The sequence below is a fragment of the Pseudoclavibacter sp. 13-3 genome, from assembly GCF_021168475.1.
GTDB lineage: Bacteria > Actinomycetota > Actinomycetes > Actinomycetales > Microbacteriaceae > Pseudoclavibacter_A.
Map to the genome: position 1 here is coordinate 119738 of NZ_JAJOZT010000004.1, position 20217 is coordinate 139954.

15 protein-coding genes and 2 pseudogenes are annotated in these 20217 nt (G+C 68.6%); all 17 read right to left on the reverse strand.

Translation table 11 applies throughout. The features are described 5' to 3' along the window. Position 1 precedes the first annotated feature (1 nt). The 17 genes and pseudogenes from hisF to carA all read right to left on the reverse strand — a co-directional run bounded on the left by hisF (position 2) and on the right by carA (position 20164). The gene (gene hisF, locus LRX77_RS08065) at positions 2–844 is read right to left on the reverse strand and encodes an imidazole glycerol phosphate synthase subunit HisF (protein ID WP_269453786.1); all 843 of its coding nucleotides are present in this window, start codon (positions 842–844) and stop codon (positions 2–4) included. Further along, on the reverse strand, positions 845–1702 hold the full coding sequence (gene hisG / locus LRX77_RS08070) for an ATP phosphoribosyltransferase (protein WP_231832398.1): 858 nt from the start codon (positions 1700–1702) through the stop codon (positions 845–847). A 151-nt stretch (positions 1703–1853) separates the two neighbouring features. Next, positions 1854–2117, reverse strand: a complete 264-nt coding sequence (locus tag LRX77_RS08075) for a phosphoribosyl-ATP diphosphatase (protein WP_158031560.1) — start codon at positions 2115–2117, stop codon at positions 1854–1856. 64 nt (positions 2118–2181) lie between these two features. Then, positions 2182–2865 carry a ribulose-phosphate 3-epimerase gene (gene rpe / locus LRX77_RS08080; RefSeq protein WP_231832399.1) on the reverse strand — a complete coding sequence of 228 codons (684 nt, stop codon included), beginning with the start codon at positions 2863–2865 and terminating at the stop codon, positions 2182–2184. Positions 2866–2927: 62 nt separating this feature from the next. Next, complete coding sequence (locus LRX77_RS08085; RefSeq protein WP_231832536.1) at positions 2928–4310, reverse strand: sugar porter family MFS transporter; 1383 nt, start codon at positions 4308–4310, stop codon at positions 2928–2930. Between the two features lie 106 nt (positions 4311–4416). Next, positions 4417–5412: an EamA family transporter RarD gene (rarD, locus tag LRX77_RS08090; RefSeq protein WP_231832400.1), complete on the reverse strand. Its 996-nt coding sequence runs from the start codon at positions 5410–5412 to the stop codon at positions 4417–4419. Next, entirely contained in the window at positions 5412–6947 is a 1536-nt protein-coding gene (locus tag LRX77_RS08095) for an RsmB/NOP family class I SAM-dependent RNA methyltransferase (protein ID WP_231832401.1), read from the reverse strand. The genes rarD and LRX77_RS08095 overlap by 1 nt, the downstream gene beginning before the upstream one ends. Further along, a complete protein-coding gene (fmt, locus tag LRX77_RS08100; RefSeq protein WP_231832402.1) occupies positions 6944–7900 on the reverse strand; it encodes a methionyl-tRNA formyltransferase in 957 nt (318 codons plus the stop codon). The genes LRX77_RS08095 and fmt overlap by 4 nt, the downstream gene beginning before the upstream one ends. A 102-nt stretch (positions 7901–8002) precedes the next feature. After that, a complete protein-coding gene (locus LRX77_RS08105) occupies positions 8003–9148 on the reverse strand; it encodes a baeRF3 domain-containing protein (protein WP_231832403.1) in 1146 nt (381 codons plus the stop codon). 135 nt (positions 9149–9283) lie between these two features. Continuing rightward, the gene (locus LRX77_RS08110; RefSeq protein WP_231832404.1) at positions 9284–11137 is read right to left on the reverse strand and encodes a hypothetical protein; all 1854 of its coding nucleotides are present in this window, start codon (positions 11135–11137) and stop codon (positions 9284–9286) included. 70 nt (positions 11138–11207) lie between these two features. Then, positions 11208–12410 carry a methionine adenosyltransferase gene (gene metK, locus LRX77_RS08115; RefSeq protein WP_231832405.1) on the reverse strand — a complete coding sequence of 401 codons (1203 nt, stop codon included), beginning with the start codon at positions 12408–12410 and terminating at the stop codon, positions 11208–11210. Positions 12411–12627: 217 nt separating this feature from the next. After that, the gene (coaBC, locus tag LRX77_RS08120; protein WP_231832406.1) at positions 12628–13812 is read right to left on the reverse strand and encodes a bifunctional phosphopantothenoylcysteine decarboxylase/phosphopantothenate--cysteine ligase CoaBC; all 1185 of its coding nucleotides are present in this window, start codon (positions 13810–13812) and stop codon (positions 12628–12630) included. A gap of 134 nt (positions 13813–13946) precedes the next feature. Further along, positions 13947–14198 (reverse strand): annotated as a pseudogene (gene rpoZ, locus LRX77_RS08125) (DNA-directed RNA polymerase subunit omega); the annotation flags it as partial. Positions 14199–14200: 2 nt separating this feature from the next. Further along, a pseudogene (gmk, locus tag LRX77_RS08130) lies at positions 14201–14767 on the reverse strand (guanylate kinase); the annotation flags it as partial. A gap of 29 nt (positions 14768–14796) precedes the next feature. Continuing rightward, on the reverse strand, positions 14797–15693 hold the full coding sequence (gene pyrF, locus LRX77_RS08135) for an orotidine-5'-phosphate decarboxylase (RefSeq protein WP_231832407.1): 897 nt from the start codon (positions 15691–15693) through the stop codon (positions 14797–14799). Then, on the reverse strand, positions 15690–18992 hold the full coding sequence (gene carB / locus LRX77_RS08140) for a carbamoyl-phosphate synthase large subunit (RefSeq protein ID WP_231832408.1): 3303 nt from the start codon (positions 18990–18992) through the stop codon (positions 15690–15692). Before carB ends, pyrF begins: the two co-directional genes overlap by 4 nt. Continuing rightward, positions 18992–20164, reverse strand: a complete 1173-nt coding sequence (carA, locus tag LRX77_RS08145; RefSeq protein WP_231832409.1) for a glutamine-hydrolyzing carbamoyl-phosphate synthase small subunit — start codon at positions 20162–20164, stop codon at positions 18992–18994. Before carA ends, carB begins: the two co-directional genes overlap by 1 nt. Between the last annotated feature and the right edge of the window lie 53 nt (positions 20165–20217).

A 20217-nucleotide genomic window follows, 5' to 3' on the forward strand; every position in this document is an offset into this window, starting at 1 on the left:
GTCAGTCCTGGTTCTGGGATGCTGCTGCAGCCGAGTCTGCGGCGAAATCGGTGGTGCCCAGCCCGTCACGGGGGTCGGGCACGGCCCGGACCTCGAAGCCGGCGTCGGCCAGGGCCTGTTTGACATCGGGGATGGCGACCTGCTGGCGGTGGAAGACGCTTGCGGCGAGCACGGCGTCTGCTCCTGCCCGGGCGGCTTCGACGAAGTGCACGACGGTGCCCGCGCCGCCGGAGGCGATGATGGGTGCGGCGACCAGATCGCGCAGTCGTGTGATCAGATCGAGGTCGAAGCCGTTCTGAGTGCCGTCTGCGTCGATCGAGTTGACCAGCAGCTCGCCGGCTCCCAGGTCGACGGCGCGCTGTGCCCAGTCGAGTGCGTCGATGTCGGTCTCGGTGCGACCGCCGTGGGTCGTCACGACGAAGCCGGATGCGGTGCACGAGCTGCGCTTGATGTCGAGTGAGAGCACGGTCACCTGCGCTCCGAACCGGTCGGCGATCTCGGTGAGCACCTCGGGTCGGGCGATGGCTGCGGAGTTGATGCCGATCTTGTCGGCGCCGGAGGCCAGCAGCCGGGCGACCTGATCGACGCCGCGCACGCCGCCGCCCACGGTGAGCGGGATGAACACCTGTTCGGCGGTGCGCTGCACGACGTCGTACATCGTGGCGCGGTTCTCGACCGTCGCGGTGACATCGAGGAAGGTCACCTCGTCGGCGCCTTCGTGGTAGTAGCGGGCGGCCAGTTCGACGGGGTCGCCCTCGTCACGCAGATTCTTGAAGTTGACGCCCTTGACCACGCGGCCGTCGGCGACGTCGAGGCATGGAATGACTCGGATCGCGAGAGCCATCTAGATTCTCGCCGTGTTCAGGGTGCTGACCAGAATGGCTCGGGCACCGATCCGGTAGAGCTCGTCGACCGCGTCGTTGATGTGCTCGCGCGGAGCCATCGCCCGCACGGCCACCCAGTCTGCGCGCGCCAACGGAGAGACCGTCGGTGACTCGAGCCCCGGGGTGAGCCGAATGGCGGCGTCGAGATCGGTCTTCGGCACGTCGTAGTCGAGCAGTACGTACTCGCGTGCCACCCGCACGCCCTGCAGACGCTCGCTGAGCACGCGGGCTTCGTCTTTGAGACGGCCGTCGGTCAGCGACTGCGGCGCCCCGATGAGCACGGCAGACGAGGCCAGAATGATCGGGCCGAAGACCTGCAGCCCCGCGTAGCGCAGCGTCGTGCCGGTCTCGACCACGTCGGCGACGACATCGGCCACACCGAGGCGGATGGCATTCTCGACGGCACCGTCCAGGTGCACGAGCTTCACCGCGATGCCGCGCGGGGCCAGGTAGTCGGCCAGCAGCTTCGGGTAGCTCGTGGCGACGCGCAGCCCGTCGATGTCTTCGAGTGCGCTGAACCTGCCCTGCGGCCCGGCCAGACGAAACTTCGAGCGACCGAACTGCAGATTGTCGACCTCGGTGGCCTCGGTGTCGGAGTCGAGCAGGAAGTCACGACCGGTGATGCCCACGTCGAGCGCGCCGGCACCGACGTACGTGGCGATGTCGCGGGGGCGCAGGTAGAAGAACTCGACGCCGTTGTGCTCGTCGAGCACGTAGAGGTCTTTGGTGTCGCGGCGGGTGGCGTACCCGGCCTGTTTCAGCATGTCGAGCGCTGCCTGGCTCAGCACGCCCTTGTTCGGAATCGCTACACGCAGCACGTTCGGTCTTTCTCGTGGGACGAGGCACCGGCTCGGGCGGAGCGAGCCGCGGGCCTCTGATCAGGTTGTGAGGGTGTGAGATCTGGGCTGGTGCCGATCACACCGAAGACGATGCGACCCGGCTCCGCCGTATCGTGTTCGAACGCTCGGCTCAGAGTTCGCGGTAGACGTCTTCGAGGCTGATGCCCTTCTTGATGAGCATCACCTGCAGATGGTAGATCAGCTGGCTGGCCTCCATCGCGAGCGCCTGGTCGGTCTCATGCTCGGCGGCGAGCCATACCTCGGCGGCCTCTTCGACGATCTTCTTGCCAATGGCGTGCACGCCCGCGTCGAGTTCGACGACGGTCTTCGACCCCTCGGGGCGAGTGGCGGCCTTCTCGGTCAGTTCGCTGAACAGCTCTTCAAACGTCTTCATCGTGTTCAAGCCTACCGCGTGAATCCCTCCTGCGTGCATGCGGCGCGCACCGCGCCGGGTGCGGTCAGCGAACGCGAGCGCTCTCGGCGGCCGCGCGCAGGTCGGCGATCGCAGCCTGAGCATCCGCCGTCCTGAAGACGCTGGAGCCGGCGACCAGAGAATCTGCACCGGCCGACACCGCGATCGCGCCGGTGTGCGCGTTGACTCCCCCGTCGACCTGCAGCACGAGCTCGTCGAGTCCCTGCTGCTCGGCGCGTTCGCGCAGCAGCCGCAGCTTTCTCGTCGTGCCCGCCTCGATGTAGGACTGCCCGCCGAAGCCCGGCTCGACGGTCATCACCAGCACGCGGTCGAAGTATTCGAGCAGGTCGATGATCGTCTCGACCGGCGTGGCCGGCTTCAGCGCGATGCCGGCCTGCGCGCCGAGCGACCGCAGCGTGCGCGCCACGCTCAGCGGCGAGGTCGCGGCCTCGAGGTGGAAGGTCACGGCGTGCGCGCCGAGTTCGGCATAGGCCGGCGCCCACCGGTCGGGATCATCGATCATCAGATGCACATCGAGCGGAATCGGCGAGTACTGCTGGATGAACTGCACGACTGGCGCGCCGAAGGTGAGGTTCGGCACGAAGTGGTTGTCCATCACGTCGATGTGCGCGGTGTCTGCCGTGATGATCTGCTGCAGCGTGCCCTTCAGGTCACCGAGGTCTGCGTTGAGGATGCTGGGGCTGATCTGCACGGGGCGGGTGGCGGTCATATGGTCAAGTCTAGGCTGCTGCAGCCCGACCCAGCCTTCGCGCCGGTGCAGACGCAGGCCTGTCACCGCTGTGCTGATCTGCCAGGCCGCGCGGCCACACCGCGAGCGAAGATCGCCTCGGTCTGCTCGAGCGCAGCGCCCTTCGTCTCCGGAATGCGCCGCAGCACGAAGAAGAACGAGAACAGTGCGACCAGCGCGTAGATTCCGTAGGTGGTCGGCAGCGACCACGCACCCATCGAGGGAAACGACACCGTCACCAAGAAGTTCGCCACCCACTGCGCCGCGGCAGCGAGGCCGAGCGCCCGACCGCGAATGCGGCTCGGGAAGATCTCGCCGAGCAGCACCCACACCAGCGGCCCCCACGAGGCCCCGAACCCGATCACGAAGAGGTTGGCTGCGACGAGCGCGATGACGCCCCACGGTGCCGGCAGGCTGGGTGCGCCGTTCACGTCGACCGCGAACGAGAAGCTCAGCGCCATGGCCCCCAGCGACACCGCCATCAGCACCGAACCGCTCAGCAGAATCGGCCGCCGCCCGACGCGGTCCACCAGCACGATCGCGATGATCGTCACCAGCACATTCGTCACCGAGGTGATCACACTGATCGTCAGCGAGTCGCTCTCGGTGAACCCGACTGCCTTCCACAGCGTGGTCGAGTAGTAGAAGATCACGTTGATGCCGACGAACTGCTGCAGCACCGACAGCACGATGCCGATCCACACGATCGGCTGCAGCCCGAGCCGGGGCCCGCGCAGCGACGCCTTCGACTGGCTGCGATCGGTGGCGATGGCCGCCTCGAGCTCGCCGATCGTGCCCTCCAGCGAACGACTCGGGGTCAGCTGCGCCAGCACCGCTCGCGCAGCCTGCTCACGACCCACCGCCACCAGATAGCGCGGCGACTCCGGCAGCACCACCGCGAGCACGCCGTAGACGGCGGCCGGAATCACGCCGACCAGCAGCATCCACCGCCAGGCCGGCATGCCGAGCCACAGCGCCTGCGACGCGCCTCCCGCCCCATGGGCCAGCAGCGAGTCAGAGAGCAGCGCCGCGAAGATGCCGAGCGTGACCGCGAGCTGCTGCAGCGACCCCAGGCCGCCGCGAATGCGCTGCGGAGCGATCTCGGCGATGTACGCCGGCGCCACCACCGATGCGATGCCCACACCGACGCCGCTCATCACGCGCCACAGAATCAGGTCGGGTACGCTCACCGTGAAGGCGGCGCCGATCGAGCTGACGAAGAACATGATCGCGCCGATGCGCATCACCCAGAGCCGCCCCCAGCGGTCGGCGAGGGCGCCCGCGAACATCGCTCCCGCGGCCGATCCGAGCAGCGCGACGGCGACCACGAATCCGGTCAGCGCCTCGCCCAGGGCGAAGTGATGGTTGACCGAGTCGACCGCACCGTTGATCACCGACGAGTCGAATCCGAAGAGAAAGCCGCCCATCGCCGCGGCCGACGCGAGCACGACGGCCCGTCGGCGAAAGCGCGGCTCGAGGGTCGCCTCGCTCTGTCTCTGGCTCTGGTTCTCGGGCCGCGGGCTCACTGGTCTGTCAGGCACGGGCACCGAGTCTAGCAATGCGGTGGCGACGCCCCTGCACGAGCCCGTCGACGATCAGCAGGGCAATCGACGCCCAGATCAGCACGAAGCCGATGAGGCGGCTCGCCGGCATCGGCTCGTGCAGCACGGCGACGCCGATGATGAACTGCAGCGTCGGGCCCAGGTACTGCAGAAAGCCGATCCAGCTGAGCGGCAGTCGACGCGATGCCGCGGCGAACGTGATCAGCGGCACCGCGGTGACCACACCGGCAGACGCCAGCAGCAGCGAGTGGCCGAGGCCGGTGCGCCCGAAGGTGAGGCCCGCTCCGGCGAACTCCACCACCACCAGCACCACCACGGCGATCGGCAGCAGCAGTGCGGTCTCGATGGTGAGCCCGCTGAGCGCGTCGACGCGCTCGCCGACCTGCGACTTGATCAGACCGTAGAAGCCGAAGCTGAACGCCAGGCCGAGCCCGATCCAGGGCATCTGCCCGTAGGCCACCACGAGCACGACGACAGCGACCGCACCCAGTGCGACAGCAGTCCACTGCATGCGCCCGAGCCGGTCGTGCTGCACGAACACCGCGAGCAGAATCGTCACGATCGGGTTGATGAAGTAGCCGAGCGACGCCTCGAGCACGTGCTCGGTGGTCACGGCGATCACGTAGAGCTGCCAGTTGGCATAGATCAGCAGAGCGGCGGCGGTGAGCGTCAGCAGCACCCGCGTGTCTCGGAACAGCGCGACCAGATGGCGCCACTGCCGGGTCACGGTCACCAGCAGCGCGCAGAACACCGCTGAGAAGACCACTCGCGCGGCCACGAGCTCGAACGGCCCGGTCGGTGCCATCAGCATGAAGTAGAGCGGCAGCGACCCCCAGATCAGATAGGTGCCGATGCCGAGCATCAGGCCACTGCGGCGCGGCTGTCGCGAGAACTGCCGTGACCTGTCGGCTCCCTCGGGCAGTGCGATGGGCCCGGTCGCCATCTCTGGCGAGCTGTGCGGGGCCATCAGCGCCGCCTCAGCACCGAGACGAACATGCCGTCGCTCGCATGCACGTGGGGCCAGAGCTGCAGCCCGGGAGCACCGGAGCCGACCAGGGGCCTGTCACTCGCACCGAGGCCCAAGGCGTCGTCGAGGCGCGTTGCCGCGCCGGGAGCGAGCCCCGCGCCCGCATCGATGAGGATGCCGGCGGTGTCGAGCACGTCGAGCGCGCCCGCCTGCCGCGACAGCAGCCCGTCGATCTGTCTGCGGGTCTCGGCCAGATGCGGCGAGCAGGTCACATAGGCGATCAGCGCCCCGGAGCGCGCCGAGGCGACGGCCGAGTCGAGCAGCCGCTGCTGCAGCGCGGTGAGATCGCGCAGATCGGTCGGCTGTTTGCGCCAGCGAGACTCGGGCCGACGTCGCAGCGCTCCCAGCCCGGTGCACGGTGCGTCGATCAGCAGCCGCTGCCACTGACCTGACACCCGTTCGAGCTCGGTGGCGCCGTCGTGCTGGTCGACGGTGACGGCTCCGAACCCGGATTCCTCCAGAGCACGCCGCACCAGATCGGCACGGTGCGGCACAGGTTCGTTCGCGCGCAGCGCCGCCCGCGGGTCGCGCTGAGCGGCGAGAGCGGCGAGCAGGGCGGTCTTGCCGCCGGGCCCGGCGCACAGGTCGAGCCAGCGTTCGCCATGATCGTGGGCGGATGCACCGGCCCCGTCGCCGGAGTCGGGCGCAGCCGCGATCGCGACGGCAGCCAGTTGCGAGCCGACGTCCTGCACTCGCACGCCGGGGCGGCACAGCTCGATCGGATCGCCGTGTTCGAGCACCGCGCCGAACGGCGACAGCGGGCTGGGCGTCGTGCCCGGGATGTCGCCGCGATCGGCGACACCGGGCAGCGCGACGAGGTTGACGGCCGGCGCCGCGTTGTCGGCGGCCAGCAGCGCTTCGAGGTCTCCGTCGCGTCCGTCGGCGGCGAGCGACTTGCGCAGTGCGCGCACGATCCACTCGGGGTGCGACCAGCGCACGCTGAGGTATCGGTCGGCAGGCAGGTCGGCCTGCAGCACGATGACCCACTCGTCGAGGCTGCGCTCGGTGAGTCGGCGCATGACGGCGTTGATCAGGCCGGCGGCCTTCGCCTCGCGCACACGCTTCGCCAACGACACCGTCTCGTTGACCGCGGCGTGGCCGGGCACCCGCATGTGCAGCGCCTGGTGTGCGCCGAGGCGCAGGATGTCACGCACGCGTCGGTCGAGCCCGCTCGCGTCGCGTCGTGCGGCGCGGCTGATCAGCTCGTCGTAGAGCCCTCGCCAGCGCAGGGTGCCGTAGACGAGTTCGGTGACGAAGCCTCGATCGCGCGGTTCGAGACCGCTGTCGGCCAGGCGGGCTGGCAGCAGCAGGTTCGCGTAGGCGTCGTTGGCATCGACCTCTTCGAGCACGCCGAGCGCGAGTCGCCGCGGGTCGGCGCGACGTGACTGGGGGCGCTCGGTGCGACGCTCATGACGCTCGGAATCGTGCCGGCGGCGACTCGGCGACCGATCTGATCGGCGATCGTTCTGGCTCATGCGAACACCGCCAGAGTCTGGTCGGCCGCGGCGCCCTGCTGGCGCAGACCGTTCGCCCAGTCATGGGCGGCCATCCCCCGTTTGCCGGCAGGCTGCACCACGAGCAGTTCGAGCCAGCCGTCTGCGGCTGCGACGAGCACGCGGCGCTGCCACAGCATGACGCTGCCGGCCACGCGGAGGGGCGGCATCAGGGCGGTGGGATCTGTTCTGCCGAGCCGCAGGATCTTGCAGGTGTCACCGTCGATCGTCGTCCATGCGCCGGGTTCGGGCGTCGCCGCGCGCCAGCGGTCGAACACCTTGGCGGCAGGCTGGGCCCATGCCAGGCGGCCGAACTCCCGATCGAGTTTTGCGGCCACTGTCACCTCCCCGCTCTGCGGAACAGGCTGTGTGGTGCCGGCGGCCAGTGCATCCGCCACGGCCACGACCCTGTCGGCGCCCTCGACGCCCATGCGCTGCAGCACCTCGCCAGCCGTCGCATCGTCGAGGCCCGGCACCGCCTGCTGCTCGTAGACGTCACCGGCGTCGAGCTCGCTCGTCACACCGATGACCGAGAAGCCGAGCGGGGCGTCCCCCGCTGCGATCGCCCGCTGCACGGGGGCGGCGCCGCGCCAGCGCGGCAGCAGCGAGACGTGCAGGTTGATCCAGCCGTGCGTCGGCAGGTCGAGCAGGTCATCGGGCAGGATCGCACCGTAGGCGACGACAACGCCGAGATCGACCGAGCCGGCGGTCGCGCGGATCTCGGCGAGCGCCTCGGCCGTGATGCGCGTGGTGCGGACGACGGGCAGCCCCTCGGCTTCGGCCAGTGCGGCAACGGGGCTCGGCGTCAGTCGTCGTCGGCGTCCCAGCGGAGCGTCAGGGCGGGTCACCACGGCGGCGACCTCGTGAGGCGAGTCGATGAGTCGGCGCAGCACGGTGGCTGCGATCTCGGGGGTTCCGGCAAAGATGATGCGCACCGAACCAGTGTACGTGGCGCGGTGCGCATCGGGTCATGCGCGCAGCGGATGCGCACCGGCGGCCTGGTCGCAGACGCCTGCGCCGCGATCAGCGACCGTCGGTCAGGCGGGGAAGCGACGCAGGGCGACGACCGGTCCCGTCCAGTAGTCCTGGTCGAGCACGGCCCCCCGCACGGCGGACACCGCGCCGCCGAGGCGCAGCACGGTCAGCGCGATCTCGCCGAGCACGTCGTCGGAGCCTTGGTCCAGGGTCAGCTCGCCGGTCTCACCGTCGTAGTTGCCGTGCACGTGACTGGTGATGTCGTAGTAGAGCGTGTCGATCGCTCCCTGGGCTGCCGCCCGGCCCACGGCGGCAAGATCGCGTTCGACGCGCGACCCGTCGCCCTCACCGAGGCTGCGCAGCCCCGCATCGACGGTCTCGATGTTGTAGCGGGCGAGAAAGTGGCGGATGCGCTCGTCGACGGCAGCGGCCTGCAGATGATCTGCCGCCTGTTCGATGACGGTGACGTCGCGCCCCGTGCTGTCGCTCGCCGCGAAGTGCTGCGGGAACAGCTCGGCCAGCGGGCTCACCGCGAAGACCACGAGCGGCACCCGGCCTCTGGCGTCGACGCGCTGCAGCTCGGCTGCAGTGGCACGGGCCACCTCGCGGGCGTAGGCCGCGTAGTAGAGCGAGCGGTGGTTCTCGATCTTGCTCGGCCGGCTCGCCCGATCTTTGCCGCCATCGAGATCGGGGCTGCCGTTCGCCTCTTCGGCATCGGCCGGCCAGTCGCCCTCGGGCACGATCCGCTCGGCCCGGGTCTCCGGCGTAGCATGCCACAGCGACCAGCCCTTGGCCGAGAGCGTCAGCGCGTAGGCCTCCTGCAGCTGGCTGACCGCACGCAGCAGCGGCCCGACGGCGAATCGATTGCTCACGAAGACGGCGTCGTCGATGCGACTGGGCAGCACGAAGACGTCGCTGAAATCGGGCGAGACGAAGATGGCGAGCGATCGTGCGAGGTCAGCCCAGACGTCGTTCTCGGCGAGCACTTCGTCACGGCGGGCGTGAATCGCGTCGATGACGCTCTGGGGCTCACCGGCCACTTTCAGCTGCGACACGGCTTCGTCGAAGAGACTCTTCACGGCAGTCTGCGCGCGCTCGCGTTCGGTCACCGTCGGCTGGGCGTCGACATAGACCGTGACCGCTGCCGGGTGCTCGCCGGCGAGCTCCTGCAGAATCTCTGTGGTGGGAAGGGTGTACCGAATGGTCATGATCGCAACCTTTCACGCTGCGCAGAGCAGCGATGTTGGACGACGACGGCCGATCACAGGTTTGCGCTGGCCGCGCATCGTGTGTGCTCACCTCCATGGTACCGGTCAGCAGGTCGGCCGCCAGCGACGATCTGATCAGCTCGTGCGCAGCATGCGCTCGTCGTCGGCGTGCACGCGCAGGCGGTGCTGCTGACGCACCGGCCCGGTGGTCGCCCGCACCACCGCGGCCTTCAACGCCTGCGCGGTGCGGGCTCCGACTGAGAACGGCACCCGCAGCAGCGTCACCTCTTCGAGCGCCGGTTCGCCCTCGCCCGGTTCGCCGGGCAGCAGCTGCGTCTGAATCACTTCGACGCCCTCGGGCAGGTGTGCGTCTTCAAGAGCCGCCTGTGTGCCCCCCTGCGCCGTCGAGATCGAGAAGAAGCGGACGGCAGGCGGAAACCCCAGTGCGACGCGCTGAGCCAGTTCGTCTTGGGCGAACCGTCCGGCATCCCACTGCACCAGGGCATCGGCGAGCCTGCCCTGCACGCCGGTGAGCACGACTGTGGCGTCGGGGCGAGCCAGTGCGGCTGCGGCGAACCAGTGCCGCATGGCGTCTTCGCTGGCCGTCAGCCCTTCTCGCGAGACGATGGAAAGCGCATCGAGCAGCAGGACCGCACCATACCCGCTCGGACACCGCGGCTCGCTGCCAGCGGTTGCCACGACCAGCGCGGGGCTCGCCCCCACCTGTTCGCGAGGCTGCTCGGCGGTGGCCACGACGACCGGCACCCCGCTGAATGCCCGACCGAGTTCATCGGCCGTGCGCCCGGCACCGGCCAACGACCGCGTGCCCTCGTCGGTGGCGACCTCGCGCTGGTAGCCGGCACGAGCCACCTGCACGAGCACCGGCCCGCTGGCCAACGCCTGACGGGCAATCGTGTACGCGATCTGCGGCACGCGCGCGAGCTGCAGCATCGGGTCGTCGCCCCAGATCGCTGCAGCCGGAATCACCCGAGGGTGCACCACCGGTGCGCCCGGCTCGACATAGTCGATGTCGATCAGACGCTGCACGGCGACCGATCGCGACGACGAGAGGAACACCAGACGGCAGCCGCTCTGCTGCTGCCGGATCAGAGCCACGTCGCGCAGATGCGCATAGGGAGCGTGTGGTTCGACATACGAGGGGTCGCCGTCGTCGACCACGATCAGCTGCCCCAAGTGCTGCGCCGGTGCGTAGACCGCCGAGCGCGTGGCGACGACGATGCGTGCGACGCCGCCGAGCACATCGAGAAACGACCGGTACCGGGCATCGTCGTCGACCCCTCCGTCGAGTCTGGCGACGGTCTCGTCAGGAAACCGTTCGACGAGCGCCCCGTGCACCTGACCGACGTCGCGCTGGTCGGGCACCGCGACGATCGTCGACTCGTCACGCGTGAGTGCTTCGCGAACCAGACCGACCACGTCGGTCACCCAGGCCGAGACCACGCGATTGTTCGAGATGAGGTCACAGCCCACATGCGGCTGCTGATGCACACGTGGATGCTCCCAGGTTGCCGCGAGCTCGGTCGCATCGTGCGCAGAGCCGTCAGAATCTGGCCGAGGCTCGGCGACGAGACGTGCAGCGGCTTCAGCATGCTGCGTCAGCCAGGTGCGTTCGGCCCGCGCATGACGTGGCGGCACCGCGAGTCGCAGCACATCGGCAGCGGTGCCTGCCTGCCGGTCGGCCACTGCACGGGTCAGGGCCCAGACGTCAGGATCGAGCGGCGGAATCCTGCCGACCACCTTGCGGATCGGCTGCAGCTGCCCGTCGTAAGAGGCGACGGCAGTGAGCGCGGTCACCCAGCCGTCGAGCTGACGGCGGTGCCCGAACGGCACTTTCACCCGGCTGCCGACGCGAATCTGGCCGATGAGGTCGGTGGGAACCGCATACTCGAAGTCACGATCGAGATGCGGCAGCGGCGAGTCGATGCAGACGTGCGCGATGCGGGGCGTCGACGTCGCGTCTGAGATCATGCTGTCACACTACTCGACCCTTCCGACACGCCCCGGCCGAACAGCCGAGAGACCGCACCGGCGGTCGTCGTCAGAGGCCGGCGACCTCGCGCAGCCGGTCGACTCTGTCGAGACGTTCCCAGGTGAACCCGGGCTCGTCACGGCCGAAGTGCCCGTAGGCGGCCGTGCGCTGATACACCGGCTGACGCAGTTCGAGATTCTCGAGAATCGCCTCGGGGCGCAGGTCGAACACGTCGAGCAGCACCTCGGCGATGCGTCGATCGCTGCCGAGCGTGCCCGTGCCGAACGAATCGGCGTAGAGGCCCACCGGACGCGCCTTGCCGATCGCATAGGCCACCTGAATCTCCAGACGCTTCGCCAGGCCGGCGGCCACCGCGTTCTTCGCGGCATGACGCAGCGCGTAGGCCGCCGAGCGGTCGACCTTGGAGGGATCCTTGCCGCTGAACGCACCGCCGCCATGGTGTGCGGCTCCGCCATACGTGTCGACGATGATCTTGCGGCCGGTCAGCCCCGCGTCGGAGCCCGGGCCGCCTTCGATGAAACTGCCAGACGGGTTGATGTACGCGGTCATTCCCGCTGCGTCGAGCCCGCTCTCGGCCAGTACCGGGTCGATCACGTGACGACGCACGGCCTCGTGAATCTCGGCCGTCGTGCGGTCGGGATCATGCTGGGTCGAGACGACCACCGCATCCACCGTGCGCGGCACGGCGCCCTCATAGCCGAGGGTGACCTGGGCCTTGCCGTCTGGGCGCAGCCAGGGCAGCTCGCCGGTGTGCCGCAGCTCGGCCAGCCGGCGGGTGAGTTTGTGCGCCATCGCGATCGGGGCCGGCATGTACTCAGGCGTCTCGTCGGTGGCGTAGCCGAACATGATGCCCTGATCACCGGCACCCTGACGGTCGAAGGGATCGGTCGAGCCGAGCTCGCGCACCTCATACGAGGTGAGCACGCCGTCGCGTATCTCCTGCGACTGCTGCCCGATCGACAGCGAGACCCCGCAGCTGCGACCGTCGAAGCCGACGTCGCTCGAGGTGTAGCCGATGCCGGTGATGACGTCTCGCACGATCTGCGGAATCTCGACGTATCCCTCGGTCTTGATCTCGCCGACGACGTGCACGAGCCCCCGGGTCGCCACAGTCTCGATGGCCGTCAGCGACTCTTCGTCGACCTCGAGCAGTGCGTCGAGAATCGCGTCGGAGACCTGGTCGCAGACCTTGTCGGGGTGCCCCTCGGTGACCGACTCGCTGCTGATCAGTCGCAGTTCACTCTCACTCATGCGTCGTCCTCTACATCCGTTCGTCTTGCTCAGGTTCTCGTGTGCCCGTCCGTGCTCGGGTGCGGGCAGGCGTCGCCGATGGCCACCGTCAGGTCGGTGCTTCGTCGCGACATCGTCGGCGGGTGATCGTCACAGGCGACTCTGTCACCGGGATCGGGCACACCGTCAACCAGTGTGCGACACCGCGCCCGAGAAAGCCAGCGTGTGACGCCGCGGGTCAGATTGCCAGGGCGACCTGGTCGATCAGCACCTCGGCGACTTCGCGCTTGGGGCCGTTCACCTCGGCGACGATCTGCCCCTCGGCATCGAGGATGGTCACATCGGTGTCGTCGAAGCCGAAGGTCTTGCCCTCGCCGACCTCGTTGACCACCAGCAGGTCACAGCCCTTGCGCGCGATCTTTGCCCGACCCAGTTCGAGCAGCTCGTCGCCGGAGGCGGTCTCGGCGGCGAAGCCGACGATGAGATTGCTGCGGCCCGAGCGGTGCGAGATCTCGGCGAGGATGTCGGGGTTGGCGATCAGCCGCAGGTTCAGCTCGCTGCCCTCCTGCGATTTCTTCAGCTTCGCGCTGGCCGGGTCGGCAGGTCGGTAGTCGGCGATGGCGGCGGCCATGATGATGCAGTCGGCCTCGTCGGCGAGAGACTCGATCGCCTGCCGCATCGACTCGGTGTAACGGGCCTTGATGACCTCGGCCCCGCGCGGGGTGTGCACGTCGAGATGCCCGGCCACGATGATGACCTCGGCGCCCCGGGCGAGCGCCTCTTCGGCGATGGCCACGCCCTGCTTGCCCGACGAGTCATTACCCAGGAATCGCACCGGATCGACGCGCTCGCGGGTGCCGCCGGCGCTGATCACGATCGTGCGACCGACCAGGTCTTTGGGGCGCAGACTGCGCTCGACCGCCTCGGCGATGATCTCGGGCTCGACCATGCGGCCGATGCCCTGATCGTCGCCGGTCAGCTGACCGACGTCTGGCCCGAGAATGCTCACTCCCCGATCGCGCAGCGTCTGGATGTTGGCCTGCGTCGCCGGGTGCCGCCACATCTGAGAGTGCATGGCCGGAACGAAGATGACCGGCGCCTCTGCGACCAGCAGCGACGAGGTGAGCAGGTCGTCCGCCTGCCCCTGCACCGCGCGAGCGATGACGTCTGCTGTCGCCGGGGCGACCACGACCAGATCGGCCTGTTCGCCGATCGAGACGTGCCGCACCCGCGAGACCTCGTCGAACAGCTCGGTCGAGACCGGATTGCGCGAGATGGCCTCCCACGTCGGCAGCCCGACGAACCGCAGCGCATTCGCCGTGGGCACGACGTGCACGTCATGACCGGCCTTGACCAGCAGACGAACGGCCTGCACGGCCTTGTACGCGGCGATGCCGCCGGCCACGCCGAAGAGGATGCGCACGAGGATTAGTCCGTGGTGGTTTCGGCAGCAGCCGAGTCGGCGGAGTCAGCCGGGATGTCGCCCGCCTCGCCGGCCACCGCGTCGGCGGCTGCGGCGTCGAGGGCGGCCTGCTTGGCTGCTGCCTCTTCGGCCGGATCGATCTTGGTGAGCTCGAGCTTGTCTTCGGCGATCTCGCGCAGGGCGATCGACAGCGACTCGTCTTCGACGTTCGCGTCGACCAGCGGGCCGACGTTGTTGAACAGGCTGCCGTCATGCAGGTCGGAGTAGTAGTCGTTGATCTGGCGCGCCCGCTTCGAGGCGAAGATCACCAGCCCGAACTTCGAGTCGACGCGCTTCAGCAGCTCGTCGATGGGCGGGTTGATGATGCCTTCGTACGTGTTGGCCATATTCAGCGGGTCTCCTTCTGGGGATGAATTCCCATCAAGTGTACGACTTCGTTCGCGGCACGTGCCACGGAGTCGTTCACAACTTCGTCATCGAACTCGCTTCGTGCGGCGAGTTCGACCTTTGCGGTCTCAAGTCTGCGCTGCTGCTCTTCGGCGGTCTCGGTGCCGCGGCCGGCCAGGCGTCGCACCAGCTCGGCCCACGAGGGCGGCGAGAGAAAGACGAGACGCGCATCAGGCGCGTTCGCGCGCACCTGACGTGCACCCTGCAGGTCGATCTCGAGCAGCACGGGTCGGCCTTCGGCGAGGGCCTTGCGCACCGGAGCCTCTGGCGTGCCGTAGCGGTACGAGTTGTGCACCGTGGCGTATTCGAGCAGCTCATGCTGTGCGATCATGCGATTGAACTCGGCGTCGTCGACGAAGTAGTAGTGCACTCCGTCGATCTCGCCCGGCCGCGGCCTGCGGGTGGTCGCCGACACCGACAGGCACACCTGCGGGCAGTGCTCGCGAATGTAGGCGGCGACGGTGCCCTTGCCGACGGCGGTGGGGCCGGCGAGCACGGTCAGTCGTGCAGGGGTGATCTCGGATTCTGCGGCGGTCGTCATGCCTGCAATTCTCCCACAGCCTCGGCGATGCGATCGGTCAGCCCCTCAGCGCCGCCACGCAGCACCGACCGCGAGACGTTCGCGACGACCCGGTGGCGGGCGCTGGGAAACAGCGTGTCGAGCTCGCCGAGCTGCGCCCCCTGCGCCCCGAAACCGGGCACCAGCAGCGGCAGCGTGCCCGGAGTCTCGCGGATGTCGAGCCCGCGTGACACCGGAGCGTGCGTCGCGCCGAACACGATGCCGAACGAGCCGAGCTCAGACGCAGGGCCGCAGTCTCCGGCGGCGTTCCAGCCTGCCACGGCATCCGCCACCGACTCGGCCGCGGTGCGCTCACGCTGCGCGTCGCCGACCGCTCCTCCGGCGACGATCGCCGACTGCAGCGCCTCGGCCTCGGGATTGCTCGTCGCGGCGAGCACGAACAGACCGGCGCTCTCGGCGCGCGCCACATCGACCAGCGGTGCCAGCGCATCCACACCCAGATAGGGCGAGATGGTCAGCGCGTCACTGGCCAGCGGCGCCTCGGCGGCCAGCCAGGCCGCGGCATAGCCCGCATTCGTCGAACCGATGTCGCCGCGTTTCGCGTCGGCGATCACGAGCAGACCGGCCGACCGGGCCGCGGCGATCACACGCTCCAGCGCAGCGAGACCGCTCGATCCGAAACGCTCGAAGAGCGCGACCTGCGGTTTGACGATGCCGACGCGGCCCGCCGCCGCGTCGACCACGGTCAGGCCGAAGCGCTCGAGCGAGGCCGCACTGTCGGTGAGCCCCCACTGCTCGACGAGCGCGGGGTGCGGGTCGATGCCCACGCACAGCCCGCCGAGACGCGTGATGGTCTCGGCGAGCCGTGCGCCGAAGGGGCGCCGACCGGCGCCCGACTGGTCTGCCCCGGTCACCGTGCTGCGGCCTCGGTACGCAGCTGATCGAACTCCTGCAGCGAGTGCACGTCGAACGGCCCGTCGACGACCTCCAGCGAGGTCACCAGCGCGTTGAGCGCGGCGATCGTCGTGAACACGGGCACGCCATGGGCGGTCGCCGCAGCACGAATCTCGTAGCCGTCGGTGCGACCGGTGCGGCCCTCGGGCGTGTTGATCACCAGTGCGATCCTGCCGGCGGTGATCAGGTCGACGATGTCTTCCTTCTCATCGTTCAGCTTGTGCACCAGAGAGGCCTCGATGCCGTTGCGGCGCAGCACCTGCAGGGTGCCCGCGGTCGCGACGATGTCGTAGCCCATGGTCTGCAGGCGCAGCACCGGCAGCACCACGTTGCGCTTGTCGTCGTCGGCGACCGAGACGAACACGGTGCCGCTGCGCGGCAGCGGGCCGTTGCTCGCGGTCTCGGCCTTGGCGAAGGCGACCGGGAAGTTCCAGTCGATGCCCATGACCTCACCGGTCGAGCGCATCTCGGGGCCGAGCAGCGAGTCGACCACCTTGCCCTCGGGCGTGGTGAAGCGGTTGAAGGGCAACACGGCTTCTTTCACCGAGATCGGCGACGAGGCGGGCACGAAGGTGCTGTCCTGCTCGGGCAGCACGCCCTGCTCGCGCAGGTCGGCGATCGACTGACCGGCCATGATGAGGCTGGCCGCCTTCGCCAGCGGCAGACCCAGCGCCTTCGACACGAACGGCACCGTGCGGCTGGCGCGGGGGTTCGCCTCGATCACGTAGAGCACGCCTGCGGCGATCGCGTACTGCACGTTCAGCAGCCCGTCGACGCCGATGCCTCGGGCGATGCCCAGGGTCGCCTGGCGCACGGCCCGCAGGTGCGACTCGCCGAGGCTGACCGCCGGCAGCGAGCAGCTCGAGTCGCCCGAATGGATGCCGGCCTCTTCGATGTGCTCCATGATGCCGCCGATGAAGAGCTCTTCGCCGTCGTACAGCGCATCGACGTCGAGCTCGACTGCGTCGTCCAGAAAGCGATCGACGAGCAGCGGGTTCTCGGCGCTGACCAGGGCCTGGTCGCCGATGCGCTCGAAGTAGTCGATGATCGACTCCCGGTCGTAGACGATCTCCATGCCGCGGCCGCCGAGCACGAACGACGGGCGCACGAGCACGGGAAAACCGATGTGCTCGGCGACCGAGAGTGCCTCCTCGACGTTCGTCGCGATGCCGTTGCGAGGTGCCAGCAGGTTCGCCTGCTCGAGGATCTCGGCGAACAGGCCGCGCTCCTCGGCCAGGTCGATCGCCTCTGGCGTCGTGCCGAGAATCGGCACGCCAGCCGCCTTCAGCCCCTTCGCCAGGCCCAGCGGAGTCTGACCGCCGAGCTGCACGATCACGCCGACGAGCTCGCCGGCCTCGCTCTCGGCATGGATGACCTCGAGCACGTCTTCAAGCGTGAGCGGCTCGAAGTACAGACGGTCAGAGGTGTCGTAGTCGGTCGACACGGTCTCGGGGTTGCAGTTGACCATGATGGTCTCGTAGCCCGCGTCGTGCAGTGCGAACGAGGCGTGCACGCACGAGAAGTCGAACTCGACGCCCTGACCGATGCGGTTCGGGCCCGAACCGAGAATCACGATGCGCTTCTTGCCCGACTTCGCGACCTCGGTCTCCTGCTCATAGGTCGAGTAGTGATAGGGCGTTCGTGCGGGGAACTCACCGGCGCAGGTGTCGACCGTCTTGTAGACCGGGCGCAGCCCGAAGCCGTGCCTGGCATCGCGCACCTGCTGCTCGGTCAGGCCGCGCAGCTGCGCGATCTGCACGTCGCTGAAGCCCTCCTCTTTGGCGATGCGCAGCACGTGCTCGTCGAGCTCGACCGCCTCGGCGATCCAGTCGGCGGTCTCGTTGATGTGCTGGATCTGCTCGAGGTACCACGGATCGATACCGGTCGCCTCGTGGGCCTGCTCGATCGACGCACCCGCGCGCATCGCCTGCTGCAGCGTCACGATGCGGCCATCGGTCGGGCGCTTCGCGATGCGCAGCAGCTCGTCGGCAGTGCTGGGCTGCCCGTCGGCGTCGGTCGGCAGCTCGCCCCAGTGGAAGGTCGAGCCCTTCTTCTCGACCGAGCGCAGCGCCTTCTGCAGCGCCTGCGTGAAGGTGCGGCCGATGGCCATGGCCTCGCCGACCGACTTCATGGTCGTGGTGAGCGTGTCGTCCGCAGCCGGGAACTTCTCGAACGCGAAGCGGGGCACCTTGACGACGACGTAGTCGAGCGTCGGCTCGAAGCTCGCCGGCGTCACCTGTGTGATGTCGTTGGGAATCTCGTCGAGACGGTAGCCGATGGCCAGCTTGGCGGCGATCTTGGCGATCGGGAAGCCGGTCGCCTTCGAGGCCAGCGCCGACGAGCGCGAGACACGGGGGTTCATCTCGATCACGATGATGCGCCCGGTCTCGGGGTTGATCGCGAACTGGATGTTGCAGCCGCCGGTGTCCACGCCGACGGCGCGGATGATGTCGATGCCGATGTCGCGCATCTTCTGGTATTCGACGTCGGTGAGCGTCAGCGACGGGGCGACCGTGATCGAATCGCCGGTGTGCACGCCGACCGGGTCGAAGTTCTCGATCGAGCAGACCACCACCGTGTTGTCGGCGTTGTCGCGCATCAGCTCGAGCTCGTATTCCTTCCAGCCCAGAATCGACTCTTCGAGCAGCACCTCGGCCGTCGGCGAGTAGTCGAGGCCGGCGCCGGCGATGCGGCGCAGGTCGTCTTCGTCGTAGGCGAAGCCCGAGCCGAGCCCCCCCATGGTGAACGAGGGGCGCACGACGACCGGGTAGTGCAGGTCTTCGACGGCCTCGAGGCAGTCTTCCAGCGTGTGGCAGATGTGCGAACGGGCCACGTCTGCACCGCATTCGACGACGAGCTCTTTGAAGATCTCTCGGTTCTCACCGCGCTCGATGGCGTCGACCTTCGCTCCGATCAGCTCGACGTCGTACTTCTCGAGAATGCCTGCCTTGTCGAGTTGGATGGCCGCGTTGAGCGCCGTCTGACCGCCCAGCGTGGGCAGAATCGCGTCGGGCTTCTCTTTCGCGATGACGGTCTCGAGCACCTCGGTGGTGATCGGCTCGATGTAGGTCGCGTCGGCGAAGTCGGGATCGGTCATGATCGTGGCCGGGTTCGAGTTCACGAGGATGACGCGGATGCCCTCGGCGCGCAGCACACGGCACGCCTGGGTGCCGGAGTAGTCGAACTCGCAGGCCTGGCCGATGACGATCGGGCCCGAGCCGATGACGAGCACACTGTTGATGTCTGTTCTGCGTGGCATTACTTGTCGTCTCCTTCCAGGCCCGAAGCCTGAACGTCTGTGGCGGTGCCCTGCCCGTTGAGCACCAGCTCGCGGAAGCGGTCGAAGAGGTAGCTCGCGTCGTGCGGGCCGGCGGTGGCCTCGGGGTGGTACTGCACCGAGAACGCCGGGATGTCGAGGCAGCGCAGCCCTTCGACGACCTGGTCGTTCAGACCGATGTGGCTGACCTCGACGCGGCCGAAGCCCTCGGGCGAGTCGATGACGCCCTCGGTCTCGGCCTGCACCGCGAAGCCGTGGTTCTGCGCGGTGATCTCGACGCGACCTGTGGCCTTGTCGAGCACCGGCTGGTTGATGCCACGGTGACCGAACGGCAGCTTGTACGTGCCGAGGCCGAGCGCGCGGCCGAGCAGCTGGTTGCCGAAGCAGATGCCGAAGAAGGGGATGCGATGGCCCAGCACCTCGCGCAGCGTGCCGATGACGTCGTCGCTGGCTGCGGGGTCGCCCGGGCCGTTCGAGAAGAAGACGCCGACCGGCTCGAGCCGCTGGATGTCTGCGAAGGTCGCCGTGTAGGGCAGCACGTGCACGTCGAAGCCCTGTGCGGCGATCTTGCGCACCGTCGCGCGCTTGACCCCGAGATCGATGATCGCGATGCTGCCATGCGACTGGCCGACGGCGGGCTCGACATAGGCCTCAGGAGTGGTCACCTGGGCCGAGAGATTCTGCCCGGCCATGTGCGGCGAGGCCAGCACCTGTCTCAGCTGCTCGTCCGCGGTCAGCGAGGCGGCGTCTCCCGAGAAGATGCCGGCGCGCATCGCGCCCTTGTCGCGCAGGTGACGAGTGAGCGCACGCGTGTCGATGTGCGAGATGCCGATGATGCTCTGGCGCACGAGCTCGTCGTCCAGGCTCGAGGTGGCGCGCCAGTTCGACACGATGCGGCTGGGCTCGCGCACGGCGTAGCCGGCGACCCAGATTCGACGCGACTCGTTGTCTTCGTCGTTCACGCCGGTGTTGCCGATCTGGGGCGCCGTCTGAACGACGATCTGCCCCGCGTACGACGGGTCGGTGAGGGTCTCTTGATAGCCGGTCATGCCGGTGGCGAAGACCGCCTCGCCGAAGGTGGTGCCCTGTGCTCCGTAGGCGCGCCCGGTGTAGCGGGTGCCGTCTTCGAGCACGAGAATTGCTGGTTCAAACACTGGTGAGTGCTCCTTGCTCTGAATGGTCTCTGTGACGTTCGTGACGTCGTCGG

Excerpts from the sequence above, each read along its gene's own strand:
- carB (WP_231832408.1), bottom strand. The coding sequence starts at position 18,992 with ATGCCACGCAGAACAGACATCAACAGTGTGCTCGTCATCGGCTCGGGC.
- LRX77_RS08110 (WP_231832404.1), bottom strand. The coding sequence starts at position 11,137 with ATGATCTCAGACGCGACGTCGACGCCCCGCATCGCGCACGTCTGCATC.
- hisF (WP_269453786.1), bottom strand. The coding sequence starts at position 844 with ATGGCTCTCGCGATCCGAGTCATTCCATGCCTCGACGTCGCCGACGGC.
- LRX77_RS08075 (WP_158031560.1), bottom strand. The coding sequence starts at position 2,117 with ATGAAGACGTTTGAAGAGCTGTTCAGCGAACTGACCGAGAAGGCCGCC.
- metK (WP_231832405.1), bottom strand. The coding sequence starts at position 12,410 with ATGAGTGAGAGTGAACTGCGACTGATCAGCAGCGAGTCGGTCACCGAG.
- LRX77_RS08095 (WP_231832401.1), bottom strand. The coding sequence starts at position 6,947 with ATGAGCCAGAACGATCGCCGATCAGATCGGTCGCCGAGTCGCCGCCGG.
- rarD (WP_231832400.1), bottom strand. The coding sequence starts at position 5,412 with ATGGCCCCGCACAGCTCGCCAGAGATGGCGACCGGGCCCATCGCACTG.
- rpe (WP_231832399.1), bottom strand. The coding sequence starts at position 2,865 with ATGACCGCCACCCGCCCCGTGCAGATCAGCCCCAGCATCCTCAACGCA.
- LRX77_RS08085 (WP_231832536.1), bottom strand. The coding sequence starts at position 4,310 with ATGGGCGGCTTTCTCTTCGGATTCGACTCGTCGGTGATCAACGGTGCG.
- LRX77_RS08105 (WP_231832403.1), bottom strand. The coding sequence starts at position 9,148 with ATGACCATTCGGTACACCCTTCCCACCACAGAGATTCTGCAGGAGCTC.